The 14,636-nt window shown below is 61.2% G+C and carries 12 protein-coding genes and 1 riboswitch; of the genes, 11 read left to right on the top strand and 1 reads right to left on the bottom strand.

Annotation, left to right across the window (positions count from 1 at the left end; translation table 11 throughout):
- The first annotated feature begins 137 nt into the window (after nucleotides 1-137).
- Nucleotides 138-1,160 carry a YitT family protein gene (locus DW151_RS01625; protein ID WP_117584120.1) on the top strand — a complete coding sequence of 341 codons (1,023 nt, stop codon included), beginning with the start codon at nucleotides 138-140 and terminating at the stop codon, nucleotides 1,158-1,160.
- A 149-nt stretch (nucleotides 1,161-1,309) separates the two neighbouring features.
- Nucleotides 1,310-2,596, top strand: a complete 1,287-nt coding sequence (locus tag DW151_RS01620) for a DUF4013 domain-containing protein (RefSeq protein ID WP_158571635.1) — start codon at nucleotides 1,310-1,312, stop codon at nucleotides 2,594-2,596.
- A 140-nt stretch (nucleotides 2,597-2,736) separates the two neighbouring features.
- Here the strand turns inward: DW151_RS01620 and DW151_RS01615 are convergent, their stop codons facing one another.
- Nucleotides 2,737-4,200 (bottom strand): M20 family metallopeptidase, encoded by a 1,464-nt coding sequence (locus DW151_RS01615; RefSeq protein WP_118334122.1) that lies wholly within the window; start codon nucleotides 4,198-4,200, stop codon nucleotides 2,737-2,739.
- Between the two features lie 168 nt (nucleotides 4,201-4,368).
- On the opposite strand from DW151_RS01615, the gene DW151_RS01610 reads away from it, so the two are divergent.
- From DW151_RS01610 to argC, 9 genes are all read left to right on the top strand, one after another.
- Nucleotides 4,369-6,006 (top strand): amidohydrolase, encoded by a 1,638-nt coding sequence (locus DW151_RS01610; RefSeq protein ID WP_233543280.1) that lies wholly within the window; start codon nucleotides 4,369-4,371, stop codon nucleotides 6,004-6,006.
- A gap of 435 nt (nucleotides 6,007-6,441) precedes the next feature.
- On the top strand, nucleotides 6,442-6,735 hold the full coding sequence (gene groES / locus DW151_RS01605; protein ID WP_040358989.1) for a co-chaperone GroES: 294 nt from the start codon (nucleotides 6,442-6,444) through the stop codon (nucleotides 6,733-6,735).
- A gap of 96 nt (nucleotides 6,736-6,831) precedes the next feature.
- Nucleotides 6,832-8,469 carry a chaperonin GroEL gene (gene groL / locus DW151_RS01600; RefSeq protein WP_006234938.1) on the top strand — a complete coding sequence of 546 codons (1,638 nt, stop codon included), beginning with the start codon at nucleotides 6,832-6,834 and terminating at the stop codon, nucleotides 8,467-8,469.
- A 383-nt stretch (nucleotides 8,470-8,852) separates the two neighbouring features.
- A riboswitch (FMN riboswitch) is annotated at nucleotides 8,853-9,045 on the top strand.
- 5 nt (nucleotides 9,046-9,050) lie between these two features.
- On the top strand, nucleotides 9,051-9,641 hold the full coding sequence (locus DW151_RS01595; protein ID WP_118334121.1) for an ECF transporter S component: 591 nt from the start codon (nucleotides 9,051-9,053) through the stop codon (nucleotides 9,639-9,641).
- On the top strand, nucleotides 9,638-11,542 hold the full coding sequence (locus DW151_RS01590) for an energy-coupling factor transporter ATPase (RefSeq protein ID WP_118334119.1): 1,905 nt from the start codon (nucleotides 9,638-9,640) through the stop codon (nucleotides 11,540-11,542). Before DW151_RS01595 ends, DW151_RS01590 begins: the two co-directional genes overlap by 4 nt.
- Nucleotides 11,542-12,342, top strand: a complete 801-nt coding sequence (locus DW151_RS01585) for an energy-coupling factor transporter transmembrane protein EcfT (RefSeq protein WP_118065866.1) — start codon at nucleotides 11,542-11,544, stop codon at nucleotides 12,340-12,342. The genes DW151_RS01590 and DW151_RS01585 overlap by 1 nt, the downstream gene beginning before the upstream one ends.
- Nucleotides 12,343-12,372: 30 nt before the next feature.
- Nucleotides 12,373-12,819, top strand: a complete 447-nt coding sequence (locus DW151_RS01580) for a pyridoxamine 5'-phosphate oxidase family protein (RefSeq protein WP_118334118.1) — start codon at nucleotides 12,373-12,375, stop codon at nucleotides 12,817-12,819.
- Between the two features lie 51 nt (nucleotides 12,820-12,870).
- On the top strand, nucleotides 12,871-13,281 hold the full coding sequence (locus tag DW151_RS01575) for a pyridoxamine 5'-phosphate oxidase family protein (RefSeq protein ID WP_118334116.1): 411 nt from the start codon (nucleotides 12,871-12,873) through the stop codon (nucleotides 13,279-13,281).
- 257 nt (nucleotides 13,282-13,538) lie between these two features.
- Nucleotides 13,539-14,609 carry an N-acetyl-gamma-glutamyl-phosphate reductase gene (argC, locus tag DW151_RS01570; RefSeq protein ID WP_118334115.1) on the top strand — a complete coding sequence of 357 codons (1,071 nt, stop codon included), beginning with the start codon at nucleotides 13,539-13,541 and terminating at the stop codon, nucleotides 14,607-14,609.
- Nucleotides 14,610-14,636 lie beyond the last annotated feature (27 nt).

Genomic DNA, 14,636 nt, shown 5'->3' with positions numbered 1-14,636 from the left:
AGCAAAAGCGTGGCCGGCCGTTTTTGTACGCTCCCGATATAGTCATACCGCTCGTCTAACTAAGGGTTGCAATCCCCACGTTCCGCGTTACTCTAATGGGCGCATTGTTTCCAAATTGTTAACGAGGGGTTGCCGTAATGGCCGACGAACACGAGACCGAAAGCAAGGCATGGGCAATTGAGGCCGCCGCGGCAGAGGCGGCGTCGCGTGCTGCCGAGGAGGTGCATCGTCCTCCCGTAGTGCCGATGGAGCGCGTGGTCGATCGCGATGTTATCGAGCGGGGCGAGCGCGCTGGTCGCAAGCGCAGCCAGGAGCCGGGCTTTCCGCGCTTTTTTGCCGAGCTCAATTTGGGTCTGATCCTCACGGCCTTTGCCATCGTCGCGTTTAAAACCCCTAATCACTTTGCTTTTGGCGGCACCTCGGGCGTGTCGGTCATTCTGTCCACGCTGTTCCCGACCCTGCCCGTCGGCGTTTTTATGTGGATTATCAATGCGGTCCTGGTCGTTTTGGGCTTTATCTTTTTGGAGCGCAAGGCAATCCTGTGGAGCGTCTTTGCCTCGTTTGCGCTGTCCGCCTATGTCTCGCTGTTTGAGCTCTTTATTCCGACCGATGTCTCGATGACGGGCGATATGTGGCTCGACCTGTGCTTTGCCGTGATTCTGCCGGCGCTCGGCAGCGCCATCGTCTTTGATATTGGTGCCTCGACGGGCGGCACGGACATCCTCGCCATGATTCTCAAACGCCGCACGACGCTTGAGATCGGCCGTGCCCTGCTGTTGGTCGATATCGGCATCGTGACCATCGCGGCCTTCTTGTACGGCCCGCGCGTCGGTCTGTATTGCGTGCTCGGCCTGTTTGCCAAGACGCTTGTGGTCGACAAAGCCATCGAGAGCATCCACCTGCGTAAAGTCTGCACGGTCATTTGCTCCGAGCCCCTTAAGGTCGAGGAGTTTATCGTCAAGCATCTCAACCGTACGGCGACTATCAGCCGCGGCTACGGTGCTTTCTCGGGCAAGTGCGTGACGGTGATCATGAGCGTGCTAAGCCGTCGCGAGGCCGTGCAACTGCGCCGCTATGCGCGCGAAGTCGATCCGGGTGCCTTTATCACGATCGTCGACAGCTCCGAGATCGTCGGCAAGGGTTTCCGCGGAACGAACTAACGCGGTCGAGCTCATCAAACAATCGAATAGCGCCCTGCGCGTTGCAAATACGTCATGTTGGAGCATTTGTCCCCACATTGGGTGATAATGATGCTAAAACATCGTTTGCGATCCAGATGATTCGCTCATGATACGAAGGGATGATTTCGATGTTCTGTTCGCAGTGTGGTGCCCCCATGGGCGTCAACGACAAGTTCTGTGGCGCGTGCGGTGCTCCTAATGCCGGTGCCGCAGCCTCTGCCCCTCAGGGTCAGCCCCAGCAGTTTGTTCCGCAACCGCCCGTGGCGAATGCGTCCAAGGGCTGTGTGGCTCAGGCGTTTGAGGATATGACCAAGACGCCGGGCGTGCTGCAGCGCGTGTGCCAGATTGCCTTTTTACCGGCGCTGATTTGTGTTGTGTCGGTACTCGTGCTGTTTATTCCCGTTATTGGCGGCATTGCAGCTGCCATCGGCTTTTTGGCAGCTTGCATTGCGAGCGTGTGTGGTTCCGGCTTTGGTATTGAGTGGGGTCGCGATCTGTCGCTCAAGGTTGATGGCGGTATGGATCGACCACTCATGCGTTCCACGTCGTTTGGCCTCGGAGTCTTTTCGAGCGTTATCTCGGTCGTGCTCGAGGTTATCGCTGCCATTCCCGTTATCGGTGTAGTGCTTTCGCTGGTGGAGAGCGTGGTAATTGGCGCCGCGGGCTCGTATTCGTATTACGGCTCCTATGCACTCGAGGCAGCGCTGTTTGGCTCGCTTGGCCTGCTTGTCCTGGCTATGATTGCCACGGCGGTCTTGGGGGTCTTCTTTAAGATGTTCGCCGACATTGCCGTGATGCACTTTGCGGTGACCGGTCGTGTCGAGAGCGCGTTTTCGCTCGACAAGGTCTGGGCGGCGTTTAAGCACAACAAGACCAAGCTGTTCTGCGCTTCGTTCCTTCCCGAGTTTTTGACGGGTCTGGTCGCCAACGTTGTCACATGGATCTTGACGATCGTCTTTGGTGCCATCGCCGGAATTGGCGCGTACGGCTATTACTATCGCCCCACGGGTATCGAGGCGATCGTCTCCGGTGGTGGCCTTATACTCGTGCTGTTCCTGGTGCTGGTCGCTTTCGTCACCGTATTTCTTACGGTCTTTGGCAAGATGCTCAAGCACCGTGCCATTGGCTATTGGGTTGCACGTTATGCAAGCGAATGGGCCGACGAGGACAAGGACGACGTCCTGACTTTTGTGCTGCCGTTTGAGAAGAAGTCTGCTCCGGCTGGTTTTAGCGCCGACGCAGCGCCCGTATCCGATTCCGCTGCGGCGCCGGCGCCTGCGCCCGAGCCCGAGCCCGCGCCCGTGCCTGAGCCTGAGCCTGAGCCCGAGCCCGCGCCCATGCCGGAACCGGAGCCCGAGCCTGCACCTGAGCCCGAGCCTGCGCCAAGCTCCGACGAGGACCCGCAGGACGAGTAACCCTGCCACCTGCCATTTGGGGACGGGGTAGAAACGGTAGAAATAGCGCTTGACAAATAAGCGGGGGCGGACGTGCCGAAGCGTCCGCCCCCGCTTTGATATCGCGATGTGGCTATGACTGCGAGACGGTCGCGAATCGGCTACTCGTCGTGCTTCTCCTCGCGGCGCGCGGCGGCGCGTGCATCGTGGATGCCCTTGATCGCGGCGTGGCGAGCCGTGCGGGCATCGTGGATGGCGTCACGAGCCTCGGCGGTCGTCGCCTTGGCAGAGCGCAACTTGGCGGCCAGATCGGGGTTGGTTTCGGCGACCGCGGTGATCGCGGGGCCGTCGAGCTCCTCTTGCGTGGGCTCGGCCAAAAAGTCGATGGCATACTGGGCGGCCACCATGGAGCCCTTGGCCAGCACCGACTCGTCAATCTTGTAGAAGCAAGAATGTTGGGCGTACGTGGCGCCAATCTGGGGGTTGCGCGTGCCAACAAAGGCGAGCACGCCCGGTACGCGGCGCAGATACTCCGAGAAGTCCTCGCCCGAAAGTGTGCCGCGATAATGGCCTTCGCCGGCTGCACCCAGGCACTTGACCACGGCCTGACGACAACGCTCGCTCGAGGCGACGTCGTTTTCGACCTTGTAGTTGGCGATGGTGTAGTCGGTGAGTTCGGCCTCGGCGCCCAGGGCCGCCGCAGTGTGCTCCACGATGCGGCGCATAAGTTCGGGCATCTCCTCATGCGTCTTGTCGCCATAGGTGCGCACCGTGCCGGCGAGGTAGGCCGTGCCGGCGATAACGTTGCGCGCGGTGCCGCCGTGCAGTTCGCCAACGGTGATGACGGCGGGTTCGTAGGGGCTAATCTCGCGCGAAACGATGGTCTGCAGGGCATTGACGATCTCGGCGGCCACCATGACGGCGTCGTGGCCGCGCTGGGGCATGGCGCCGTGGCACGAGGTGCCGCGGACATCGATGCGGAACCAGTCGGTATTGGCCATGCGCGGGCCGGGCTCGCAGCTTACGGTGCCGGCGTCGACCTCGCTCCAGATGTGCGCGGCGTAGGCGCCGTCGACGCCGTTGAGGACACCCGTGCCGATCATGAGCTTGGCGCCCTGGCCGTTTTCCTCGCTGGGCTGGAAGACGATGCGGACTTCGCCGTGGATGTCGTCGGTCATATGGCGCAGGATTTGCAGCGTGCCGAGCATCATGGCGATATGGCAGTCGTGGCCGCAGGCGTGCATGCAGCCCTCGTTGACGCTGGCGAACTCTTCGCCGGTCTGCTCGGTGACGGGCAGGGCGTCGATGTCGGCGCGCAGCAGGATGCGGCGGCGTGGCGTGCCGTCCTCGCGATAGGCGTCGGGCGCGGTGCCGCGAAGGGTTGCCACAAGGCCCGTCTTAAGGGGACGCTCGTAGGGGATATTCATGGCGTCGAGCTGGTTGGCGATGTCAGAAGTCGTGCGCTCCTCGGCAAGGCTCAGCTCCGGGTGCTTATGGAAGTGGCGGCGCTGCTTGATGATATAGGGTTCAAACTCGGTAGCGATATCTTTGATGGCTGCGGTGACGTCGTCAGCCGCACGAGCCTCGGTCGCCGCCATAATCTGCTGTGCCTTGGTCTTCGTCATGGTCGATTTGCTCCTTGCTGGGTTGATCGCAAAATCGTACAGGCTCTCTCCAGTATGCCACCTGCCGCTAGGGCTGGTAAAGTTGCCGTTTGCCGCTTGGGGTTTTGTTGCAAGGGCGGGGGAGTACACTCGGGGGTGTTGAATTTCCTGCCAGAGATGGGGATGCCCATGCAACATATCGATCGGATTATCCGCTCCAAGAACGTCTTTACCGCGCAAGACGGCATCGATACTGCCCGCGAGCTGGCGATTGCCATCGCAGGCGACCGTATCGTCGCAGTCGGCAAGCCCGATGACGTGATCGCCGCCGCTCCCGCCGCCACGCCGGTTATCGACTACGGCGAGCAGTTTGTCTGCCCCGGTTTCCATGACGCTCATCTGCACTTCTTCCATACCTCGGTCGGTTCCTCGCCGTACATGCTCATGGATATGGGCACGTCCGAGGCGGCGCTGGTGCAGCACGCGCTCGAGTTTTCCCAGGACCTGCCCGATGACGCTTGGGTTGTGACGCAGGGCTGGCGCGACTACCGTTGGGACCCGCCCGCGCATCCTACCAAGGCGTCGCTCGATGCGGCATTCCCCGATCGCCCCTGCGTTATGTATTCGGGCGACGGGCACACGCTGTGGCTCAACAGCCGCGCACTCGAAGCCCTCGGCGTGACACGCGACAGCGAGCCTCCGGCGGGTGGTAGCTACGACAAAGATGCAAATGGCGAGCTTACGGGTATCGCCCACGAGGCGGCTGCTATGCAGCTGCTGCCGCGCTGCCTGGAGTGGCTGGGCGAGGACCGCATCGCGAGCGCTTACGCCGACCAGATGAAGCGTATGGCCGAGCAAGGCATCACCTCAATCTGCGATATGTCGCTCATGCCCACGCCGGGCTGCGACTTTATTCGCGACGATGTTTACGACAAGCTGCAGGCCTCCGGCAAGCTGGGCATCCGCGCCCATCTGTTTCCCACGCTGCTGGATGACCAGTCGCGCTTGGAAGAACTCCAGACCCGCTACGCGAACAACGCGCTGCTCTCGGCGCCAGGCTTTAAACAGTTCTTCGACGGCGTGTCGAGCGAGCATACCGCATACCTCACTGAGCCCTATACCAACCCGCGCTTCCCGGGCGACCAGGGCCGCCTGACGGTCCCTGTCGAGCGTATGCGCAAGTTGGTTTTGGCGGCAGCCGAGCGTGACCATACCGTGCGCATCCACGTTATCGGCGACGGTGCCATCCATGCCGCACTCGATATCTTTGAGGAGGCGGCAGAGCTCTACGGCTTGCCCCAGCACGGCCATAACACACTCGAGCATCTGGAGAACCTCCTGCCCGAGGACATCGACCGCCTGCGCAAGCTCAACGTGGTCGCCTCGAGCCAGCCCTGCCACATCACGCTCGATCCGGGTGGCCCAGAGCGCGACCTTGGCCTGGAGCGAAGCCGAATCATGTGGCCGTTCGCAACCTATAAGCAGCGCGGCATCCGCCAAGCCTTCGGTACTGACAGCCCTATCACGTCCGTTACCAGCATGAACGTGCTCTACACGGCTATTACGCGCCAAGACCCCAAAAGCCACTGGCCCGAGGGCGGCTGGCTGCCGAGCGAGCGCATCGATGCGGCAACGGCCCTGCGCAACTACACCCTGGGCAGCGCCTACGCGGCAGGCGACGAGCAAAACCTCGGCAGCCTGGAACCCGGCAAATACGCCGACCTGGTAGTCCTGGACCAAAACCCACTCATCATCGACCCCCAAGAGCTGCAAGCCACCAAGGTTCAGGCCACCTACCTGGCGGGCAACTTAATCTACGAGCGCTAACCTCATACCCCACTCATAAGGGGCACGTTTCAGCAACGTGTCCCTTTCTTATTCGCACCATCCGCATCGCCATTTTGCTGCACTGACTTTTCTGAATGCCGGGTCCGAATTAGTTAACCTGGCTCCCGTGTGGCTCCGGAGGGGCGGGGCATAAGGTTTATCGCGAGTTCCGCACGAGCCGAAGGCCACTTAATGTGGCCTTCGTGCGAGCAGGACTGCCCGAGCAGGAAACCTTATGCCCCGCCCCTCCGGAGCCACACGGGAGCCACTGCTAAGTTATCCCCCGGCATTCAGAAAATCTAAGTGCCAAAAAATAAGATTTTTTGACTCCGTGTTGTATAACCCGTCATTCGTGGGTACCATTCAACGCGTACGCAAACAAAAAGGGTTAATCCGCGCGGCATGACCGCGCGGCCCACAAAGGAGGAAACAAGCATGTCGTCTTTGAAGCCGCTTGCAGATCGCGTCCTGGTCAAGCCCGACGAGGCCGAGCAGAAGACCGCTTCTGGTCTGTACATCGCCAGCAACGCTCAGGAGAAGCCGCAGCGCGGCACCATCGTTGCCGTGGGTGCCGGTAAGGTCAACGACAAGGGCGAGCGCATCCCCATGGACGTTCAGGTCGGCGACGTTGTCATTTACGGTAAGTTTGGTGGCAACGAGGTCAAGGTCGACGGCGAGAAATATCTGCTGATGCGCGCCGACGACATCTACGCCGTCGTCGAGGCCTAGTCTCGTCAGAATCTCTGATTCGTCTTTGAGCGCGCTCGCCGCATAGGACTCGGAAGCGGCGACGCGAGTCACATTTCTTTTGGAGGATTACTCACCATGGCAAAGAACATTACGTTCAACACCGATGCCCGCGCTAAGCTCGCCAAGGGCGTCAACACTCTGGCCGACGCCGTTACCGTCACCATGGGCCCCAAGGGCCGCTATGTCGCTCTGCAGCGCACGTTCGGTGCTCCGACCATCACCAACGACGGCGTTTCCGTCGCTAAGGAGATCGAGCTCGAGGACAACATCGAGAACATGGGCGCTCAGCTGGTGAAGGAGGTCGCCACCAAGACCAACGACACCGTGGGTGACGGCACCACCACCGCAACCCTGCTCGCTCAGGCTATCGTCAACGACGGTCTGCGCAACGTCGCCGCCGGCGCCAACCCGCTGGCCATCCGTCGCGGCATCGACAAGGCCGTAAACGCCGCCGTCGCCGAGATGAAGAAGCAGGCCAAGCCGGTCGAGACCAAGGAGCAGATCGCTTCCGTCGGCACCATCTCCGCTGGTGACCCCGAGGTCGGCGAGAAGATCGCCGAGGCCATGGAGGTCGTGGGCAAGGACGGCGTCATCACCGTCGAGGATTCCCAGACGTTCGACATCACCATCGACACCGTCGAGGGCATGCAGTTCGACAAGGGCTATGTCTCCGCTTATTTCGTCACGGACAACGACCGCATGGAGGCCGTGATGAAGGATCCGTACATCCTCATCACCGACCAGAAGATCTCCAGCGTTCAGGACATCATGCCTGTTCTCGAGGCTGTCCAGCGCGCCGGCCGTGGCCTGCTCATCATCGCTGAGGACATCGACGGCGAGGCTCTGCCGACCCTGGTCCTCAACAAGATCCGTGGCGCCCTCAACGTCTGCGCCGTCAAGGCCCCGGGCTACGGCGATCGCCGCAAGCGCATCCTCGAGGACATCGCCGTCCTCACCGGTGGCCAGGCCGCTCTGGACGAGCTGGGCGTGAAGGTCGCTGACATCACCGCCGATATGCTCGGTACCGCTAAGTCCGTCACCATCTCCAAGGACAACACCGTCGTCGTCGGCGGCGCTGGCTCCAAGGAGGCCATCGACGCCCGCATCGCTCAGATTAAGGGCGAGATGGAGAACACCACCTCTGACTTCGACCGTGAGAAGCTCCAGGAGCGCCTGGCCAAGCTCTCCGGTGGCGTTGCCGTCATCAAGGTCGGCGCTGCTACCGAGTCCGAGCTCAAGGAGATCAAGCACCGCGTCGAGGATGCCCTGCAGGCTACCCGCGCTGCTGTCGAGGAGGGCATCGTCGCCGGCGGTGGCGTCGCCTTCATGGACGCTGCTCCTGCGCTCGATGCTGTCGAGATCGACGACCCCGAGGAGAAGATCGGCGTCGACATCGTCAAGAAGGCTCTGACCGCTCCGGTCGCCACCATCGCCAAGAACGCTGGCTTTGAGGGCGCTGTCGTGGTCGACAAGGTTGCCGAGCTGCCCGCCGGCCAGGGTCTCAACTCTGCCAACGGCGAGTGGGGCGACATGATCGAGATGGGCGTCCTCGACCCCGTCAAGGTCAGCCGCGTCACCCTGCAGAACGCTGCTTCTGTCGCCAGCCTGATCCTCATCACCGAGGCCACCGTCTCCGATGTGCCCAAAAACACTCAGCTTGAGGACGCTATCGCTGCTGCTACCGCTGGTCAGCAGGGCGGCGGTATGTACTAAGGCCGACAAGGTCTAGAACTCCCACCGGGAATCCGGGGGCGTGACGGGGGCTTCTCTCCGGAACGTCCTCGGATTCCCTGCGTTTACGGCCTTGAGGTCGGCGGGCGGAGAAGGACGTGGTCGATAGGGATACGTGTCCCCTTCGCTGTTTCGCGCCTTGCGCGAAAGGCGCGCTACTTTGGGATGGATGGGGAACGTGGTTGTTGCGGTGGCTTTTCCCTTTTGCTGTTTCGCGGCTTTGCCGCGAAAAGCGCAGCACTTTGGGATGGGCGGGTACGTTATTGTCGCGCTGCTCTGTCCCGGCCGCATTTCTAGAGCGTTTCCCCCGCCATAAATTACCCTTGGCATACTTGCGCGAAAGCCTACTGGTGCTACACTTGCAATTGCTGTTTCAGGGCGGGGTGAAATTCCCCACTGGCGGTAAATCGGGCGGTGCTAAAGGGGTGCCGTGGCGCAGTCGAGGTGCCTGCGGCCGAGCCGATGAGTCCGCGACCCGTGTGTGCGTTGGTTCGCATGCCGGCTGAACTGGTGAGATCCCAGTACCAACGGTTAGAGTCCGGATGAAAGAGGCAGGTGATCTTATGTCTGAACAGTCGCAGCATATCCATTTTGAGAACACGAATAGGTGGAGCACCAAACAGCTCGTTACCATGGCGCTGATGTGTGCCTTGGGCGCCCTGTTTATGTACGTGCAGCTGCCTATCCTTCCTTCGGCGCCGTTTTTGACGTATGACCCGTCGCTGGTGCCGGCGATGGTGTGCGGTTTTGCGTATGGTCCTGGCGCCGGTACTGCTGTTGCCGCTATGGCGATTGTTATCCATGCGCTTACCACGGGCGATTGGGTCGGCGCACTTATGAACCTGGTTGCTACGCTGGGCTACATTCTGCCCGCGGCTATCGTGTACCAGAAGATGCATACCTATAAGGGTGCCGTGATTGGCCTGGTGCTCGGCGTCATTGCCGCTACGGCGTTGTCTATGGTCGCAAACCTTACCATTGGCGTATGGTTCTGGTATGGCTCGGTCGATGTGATCGCCCCGCTCATGGTTCCTGCCGTGCTGCCGTTCAACCTTATCAAGACCGTCCTTAACTCGGTATTGACACTTGCGGTGTACAAGGCGGTCTCCAACCTCATCACGCCTAAAAAGGACCAGGTCAAAGGCCGCGCATGATTGAGTGTCAGGGCGTTTCCTTTAGCTATGACGGTGCCGTACCGGCACTCGACGGCGTCGATCTGAACATCGAGGACGGGGAGTTTTTCTGTATCCTCGGTGGCAATGGGTCGGGCAAGTCGACGTTTGCCAAGCATCTGAATGCGCTGCTGCAGCCCGATGCGGGCACGGTACGCATCAACGGCATGGATGCGTCCGATCCCGAGCTGGTCTACGACATTCGTTCGACCGCGGGCATGGTATTCCAGAATCCCGATGACCAGCTGGTGGCAACGCTTGTCGAAGATGACGTTGCGTTTGGTCCCGAAAACCTTGGCGTGCCATCTGCACAAATTGCGCAGCGTGTACGCGAGGCGCTGAAGGGCGTGGGCCTGGTGGGCTTTGAGCGCCACGAGACCCATGCGCTTTCGGGCGGTCAAAAGCAGCGTGTGGCGCTTGCCGGTGTGCTCGCCATGGAACCGCGCGTGCTCATTTTGGACGAGGCGTCCTCGATGCTCGATCCGCGCGGGCGCAAGGGCCTTATGAAGGCCTGTCACGTGCTGCACGAACGCGGCATGACCATCGTGATGATTACGCACTTTATGGAAGAGGCCGCCGAGGCCGATCGTGTCGCGGTGTTTCGGGCGGGGCGCGTTGCCATGCTCGGTACGCCCGAGGAGATTCTGACGCGGGCAGATGGGCTCGTGGAGCTCAACCTGGATATGCCGGCGTCGTGCTGCTTGGGCATGGCGCTTCGTGCGAAGGGCGTGCCCGTTCATGCGCGGGTGCGCGAGGCGGATATGGTCGCCGAGATTGCGCAGGTATATGCCGACCGGAGTGGGGAAGACACCGCAGGGCGGCCTTCTGCATCCGATTCTCGTGTGCTCGACAACGTCTCCTCTGCAACCGACGGGACAGCCGTGTCGGAGCCCGTCATCGAGATTTCGCACCTCTCGCATAGTTACTCGCTGAGTGCCCGCGAGCGCCGTCGATGGCGCAAGCGCTCGGCCACTGCGGGCAAATCGAATAAACAGGCTCTCTGGGGAAACGACCCCAGCAGCCCGTGGGCGCTGCGCGATGTATCGCTGACGGTGCGTCGCGGCGAGTTCCTGGGCTTGGCAGGTCATACCGGTTCGGGTAAGTCGACGCTAGTCCAGCATCTCAACGGTTTGATTCGCCCCCAGGAGGGATTCGTTCGCGCGCTGGGGCTCGACCTGGCAAACAAGAAAGATGCCGCCGCGGTTAAGGCCAAGGTCGGCGTGGTGTTTCAATATCCCGAGCGTCAGCTGTTTGCCGAAACCGTGACGCAGGACGTGGCGTTTGGCCCGCACAACCTTGGCTTGCCGCAAGATGAAGTCGACCGTCGCGTCGAGTCGTCGCTCTCGCGCGTGGGCCTCGACCTTTCTACGGTCGGCGACAAGAGTCCCTTTGAGCTTTCGGGCGGTCAGCAACGGCGTGTGGCATTCGCCGGTGTGCTCGCCATGGAGCCCGAAGTCCTGGTGCTCGATGAACCCATGGCGGGGCTCGATCCGGCTGCGCACAGGGATTTCCTTGAGCTTATCGATCGACTTCACCGCGATGGCCTGACCGTTGTCATGGTTTCGCATAGTATGGATGACCTGGCCAATTGCTGCGACCGCATCGTCGTGATGAACGAAGGTGCGGTGTTTGCAGAGGGAACCCCCGCGCAGGTGTTTGCACATGCCGATGAGCTCAAGTCGATCGGCTTGGGCGTACCTGCTGCCCAGCGCATGGCGTTGGCGCTCGCGGAGGCGGGCGTGCCGCTGCGTTGCGGCGGGCTCTATACGGTTGAGTCGCTGGCAGACGAGTTGGTGGACCTGCTAATCGGTCGCTCGGACGGTCCTTCTAACGTCGCGGACATTGCTAAATCCAAGACGGTCGCGCGAGAGGAGGGCTGCTAATGGAGGCGTTTTCGTTTGGCAGCTACTATCCGAGCGATAGTGCGATCCATCGCCTGGATCCGCGCACCAAGCTGCTCCTGGGCTTTGTGTTTTTAATCACGACGCTGACCGTCGGCGGCTTCCGCGGACTGGCTCCTGTCGCAATTTTCGTCGTGCTGATCTATGCCGTGTCCCGGGTGCCGGCTCGTCGCGTTCTGTCGTCGATGGCGCCGCTGCTGGCAATCGTCGTCGTGGTCGCGGTGCTCAACTTGTTTACCGATCAGAGTGGGCGCATCCTGTGGCAGCTCGGCTTTTTGCAGATAAGCGAGGGCTCGCTGCATTCCGCCGTCTTTATGGCATGCCGCCTGACCTTGATGATGGCCGGCATGAGCGCCATTACGCTCACCACGCCTACGCTCGACCTCACCGCGGGCTTTGAGCGCCTGCTCGCACCGTTTGCGCGCGTGGGGCTCCCTGCGCATGAGCTCGGCATGATCATGGGCATCGCGTTGCGCTTTATGCCGCAGTTTGCCACCGAGATGAAGCAGACGGCGGACGCGCAGGCAAGCCGCGGCGCACGCGTAACAGGTGGCCCGCTCGGCGGCGTGCGTATGCTCGGCAGTGTGGCGATTCCACTGTTCACGGGCGTGTTCCGTCATGCCGAGACGTTGTCTGCCGCCATGGATGCACGCTGCTATCACGGCGAGCAGGGCCGCACGCGTCTGCATGCACTTGCATTTCGCCGCGGGGATGCGCTGGCTGCGGTTGTGACGATGCTGCTGCTTGCGTGTGTTATCGTCGTCAACCTTCAACTTGTTTAGGCGCGATTCGAGCGCAAGAAAGGGGCCCCTATGACCGACAACGACCGCACGGCTCAGCTTGAGCGCGCCTGTTCGTATCTCAGGCGCATTCCGGCGTGGTATCTGGCCACGACCGATGTGACCGACGGGCATCAGCCTCGCGTGAGGCCGTTTTCGTTTGCCATGGTCGATGACGGTAAGCTGTGGTTTTGCACGTCGCGCGACAAGGATGTGTGGGCGGAGCTGAGTGCGAATCCCAAGTTTGAGCTCTCGGGCTGGAAGCCGGGGGAATGTTGGATCGTGTTGACCGGCGAGGCCGCACTTGAGGACGACGCGGTTGCGAGCGACAAGGTGCGTCAAGCGGGTTTTAAGCACATGGTGGGCATCGGCGAGGAACACGAGAGTGCCAACGACGGCCGCCTTGCTTTCTTTTCGGCCCGCAACATTGCCGCGCGCTTCTGTGATATCGACGGCAGCGAGGAGCGCCTGGAGCTCTAGAGCGTCTCAAATTAACTACCCGTTCCGAATTAGCTAGCGCCAGGAGGACACATGGACGGATTGAATACGGTGCTGGAGTATCTGACGTCGGTGCCGGCGTGGTATCTGGCGACGAGTGTGGACGGGCAGCCGCATGTGCGTCCGTGCTCGTTTGCGCAGATTCAGGACGGCAAGCTGTGGTTTGTAACGGCGCGCACCAAAGATGTGTGGCAAGAGCTGCTGCAAAACCAGCGTTTTGAGGCCACGAGTTGGTGGCCGGGCCATGGCTGGTTGATCTTGCGCGGGCATGCGGGCCTGGATGACCGGGCTTCGAGCGAAATGCGCGAGGCCGGATGGAAGCATCTTGAGCGCTTGAGTGAGCACTATGAGGGGCCCGACGACCCCACGCTTGTCTTCTTTAGCGTCGAGGATCCCGAGGCGTTTATCTGCAATCACGACGAATGGCTACCGGTCGAGCTCTAGCCAGGCTGGCTCATCCTACAACTTGGTTTTCGCATGGGCGGGCCCCGTATTGCCCGGCGCCGTAAGGAGTGCCGGTCAATACGGGGCCCGCTCCTATTTGTCAATTACTTCAAGCAAATATGTCGGGCATGTTTCAATGCATGAAGATGCAAACTATTTGCGTGAATATGCATCTTTTGGTGCTAAAGTTTCAACCCACCTCATAACGACGGCTGCGGGATGCGCATTGCTGCATAACTGCAGACAAGGAGTCTGATATGTCTGTAAAGGTTGGAATTGTCGGTGCGGCTGGATATGCCGGCGCCGAGCTCATTCGCCTCGTCCTCGGTCATTCCGAGTTTGAACTTGTTGTCATTACGTCTAACGCCGATGCCGGCCAGCCGTTGTCTGCGGTGCACCCGAGCTTCACCGGCGTAAGCGATCTTGTCTTTACGACGCATGATGCCCCTGAGCTCAAGAACTGCGACGCGGTCTTTTTGGCCGTGCCGCACACGGCTGCCATGGCACAGGTGCCCGCGCTGCTTGCATCGGGCGTCTCCTGCTTTGATCTTTCGGCCGACTACCGTCTGAACGACGCGTCCGTTTTTGAGGCTTGGTATGCCGCCGAGCATACGAGCCCCGAGCTGCTCAAGACCCGTGCCTTCGGTCTGCCCGAGCTGTTCTGCCAGGACTTGGAGACCGCCGCATCCGACCATGCCGACGGCAAATCCGTGCTGGTCGCCTGCGCCGGTTGCTATCCCACCGCAACGAGCCTTGCCGCCGCGCCCGCCGTGCGCGCGGGCTGGGTGGCCGAGAACGGCCCCGTGATTGTCGATGCCATTAGCGGCGTGACGGGCGCCGGTAAGTCCTGCAACGCCCGCACCCATTTTTGCAGCGCCGACGAGAACTTGGAGGCCTACGGCGTGGGCAAGCATCGCCACACGCCCGAGATTGAGCAAATCCTTGGCCTGACCGATCGCGTCGTCTTTACCCCGCACCTGGCACCGCTCAAGCGCGGTCTGCTCTCCACGGTGACGCTGCCGCTCACGCCGCAGGCTCTCGATACCTTGACCCTTGAGGACGTTGTCGACCATTACAAGCAGTTCTACGCCGGTCGCACCTTTGTGCGCGTGCTCGATGCCGGCCAGCAGCCCAAGACGGCTTCGGTCGTCGGCACCAACGCTGCCCAGATTGGCCTCGCGCTCAACAAGCGCGCGGGCGTGCTGGTGGCGACGGGTGCTATCGACAATTTGTGCAAGGGCGCTGCGGGCCAAGCAGTCCAGTGCGCCAATATCGTCTTTGGCTTTGACGAGCGACGAGGCTTGCCCACAGTGGCGTGCCCGGTGTAGCACATTCGATTGTTAACGATTTGGTAG

The organism is Collinsella sp. AM13-34 (assembly GCF_003473055.1).
Taxonomy (GTDB): Bacteria; Actinomycetota; Coriobacteriia; order Coriobacteriales; family Coriobacteriaceae; genus Collinsella.
This window is presented reverse-complemented; position numbering and strand designations above follow the sequence as displayed.

What these genes read in the sequence shown, in the direction of transcription:
- DW151_RS01625 (WP_117584120.1), top strand. Translation starts at nt 138, where the DNA reads ATGGCCGACGAACACGAGACCGAAAGCAAGGCATGGGCAATTGAGGCC.
- DW151_RS01620 (WP_158571635.1), top strand. Translation starts at nt 1,310, where the DNA reads ATGTTCTGTTCGCAGTGTGGTGCCCCCATGGGCGTCAACGACAAGTTC.
- DW151_RS01615 (WP_118334122.1), bottom strand. Translation starts at nt 4,200, where the DNA reads ATGACGAAGACCAAGGCACAGCAGATTATGGCGGCGACCGAGGCTCGT.
- DW151_RS01610 (WP_233543280.1), top strand. Translation starts at nt 4,369, where the DNA reads ATGCAACATATCGATCGGATTATCCGCTCCAAGAACGTCTTTACCGCG.
- groES (WP_040358989.1), top strand. Translation starts at nt 6,442, where the DNA reads ATGTCGTCTTTGAAGCCGCTTGCAGATCGCGTCCTGGTCAAGCCCGAC.
- groL (WP_006234938.1), top strand. Translation starts at nt 6,832, where the DNA reads ATGGCAAAGAACATTACGTTCAACACCGATGCCCGCGCTAAGCTCGCC.
- DW151_RS01595 (WP_118334121.1), top strand. Translation starts at nt 9,051, where the DNA reads ATGTCTGAACAGTCGCAGCATATCCATTTTGAGAACACGAATAGGTGG.
- DW151_RS01590 (WP_118334119.1), top strand. Translation starts at nt 9,638, where the DNA reads ATGATTGAGTGTCAGGGCGTTTCCTTTAGCTATGACGGTGCCGTACCG.
- DW151_RS01585 (WP_118065866.1), top strand. Translation starts at nt 11,542, where the DNA reads ATGGAGGCGTTTTCGTTTGGCAGCTACTATCCGAGCGATAGTGCGATC.
- DW151_RS01580 (WP_118334118.1), top strand. Translation starts at nt 12,373, where the DNA reads ATGACCGACAACGACCGCACGGCTCAGCTTGAGCGCGCCTGTTCGTAT.
- DW151_RS01575 (WP_118334116.1), top strand. Translation starts at nt 12,871, where the DNA reads ATGGACGGATTGAATACGGTGCTGGAGTATCTGACGTCGGTGCCGGCG.
- argC (WP_118334115.1), top strand. Translation starts at nt 13,539, where the DNA reads ATGTCTGTAAAGGTTGGAATTGTCGGTGCGGCTGGATATGCCGGCGCC.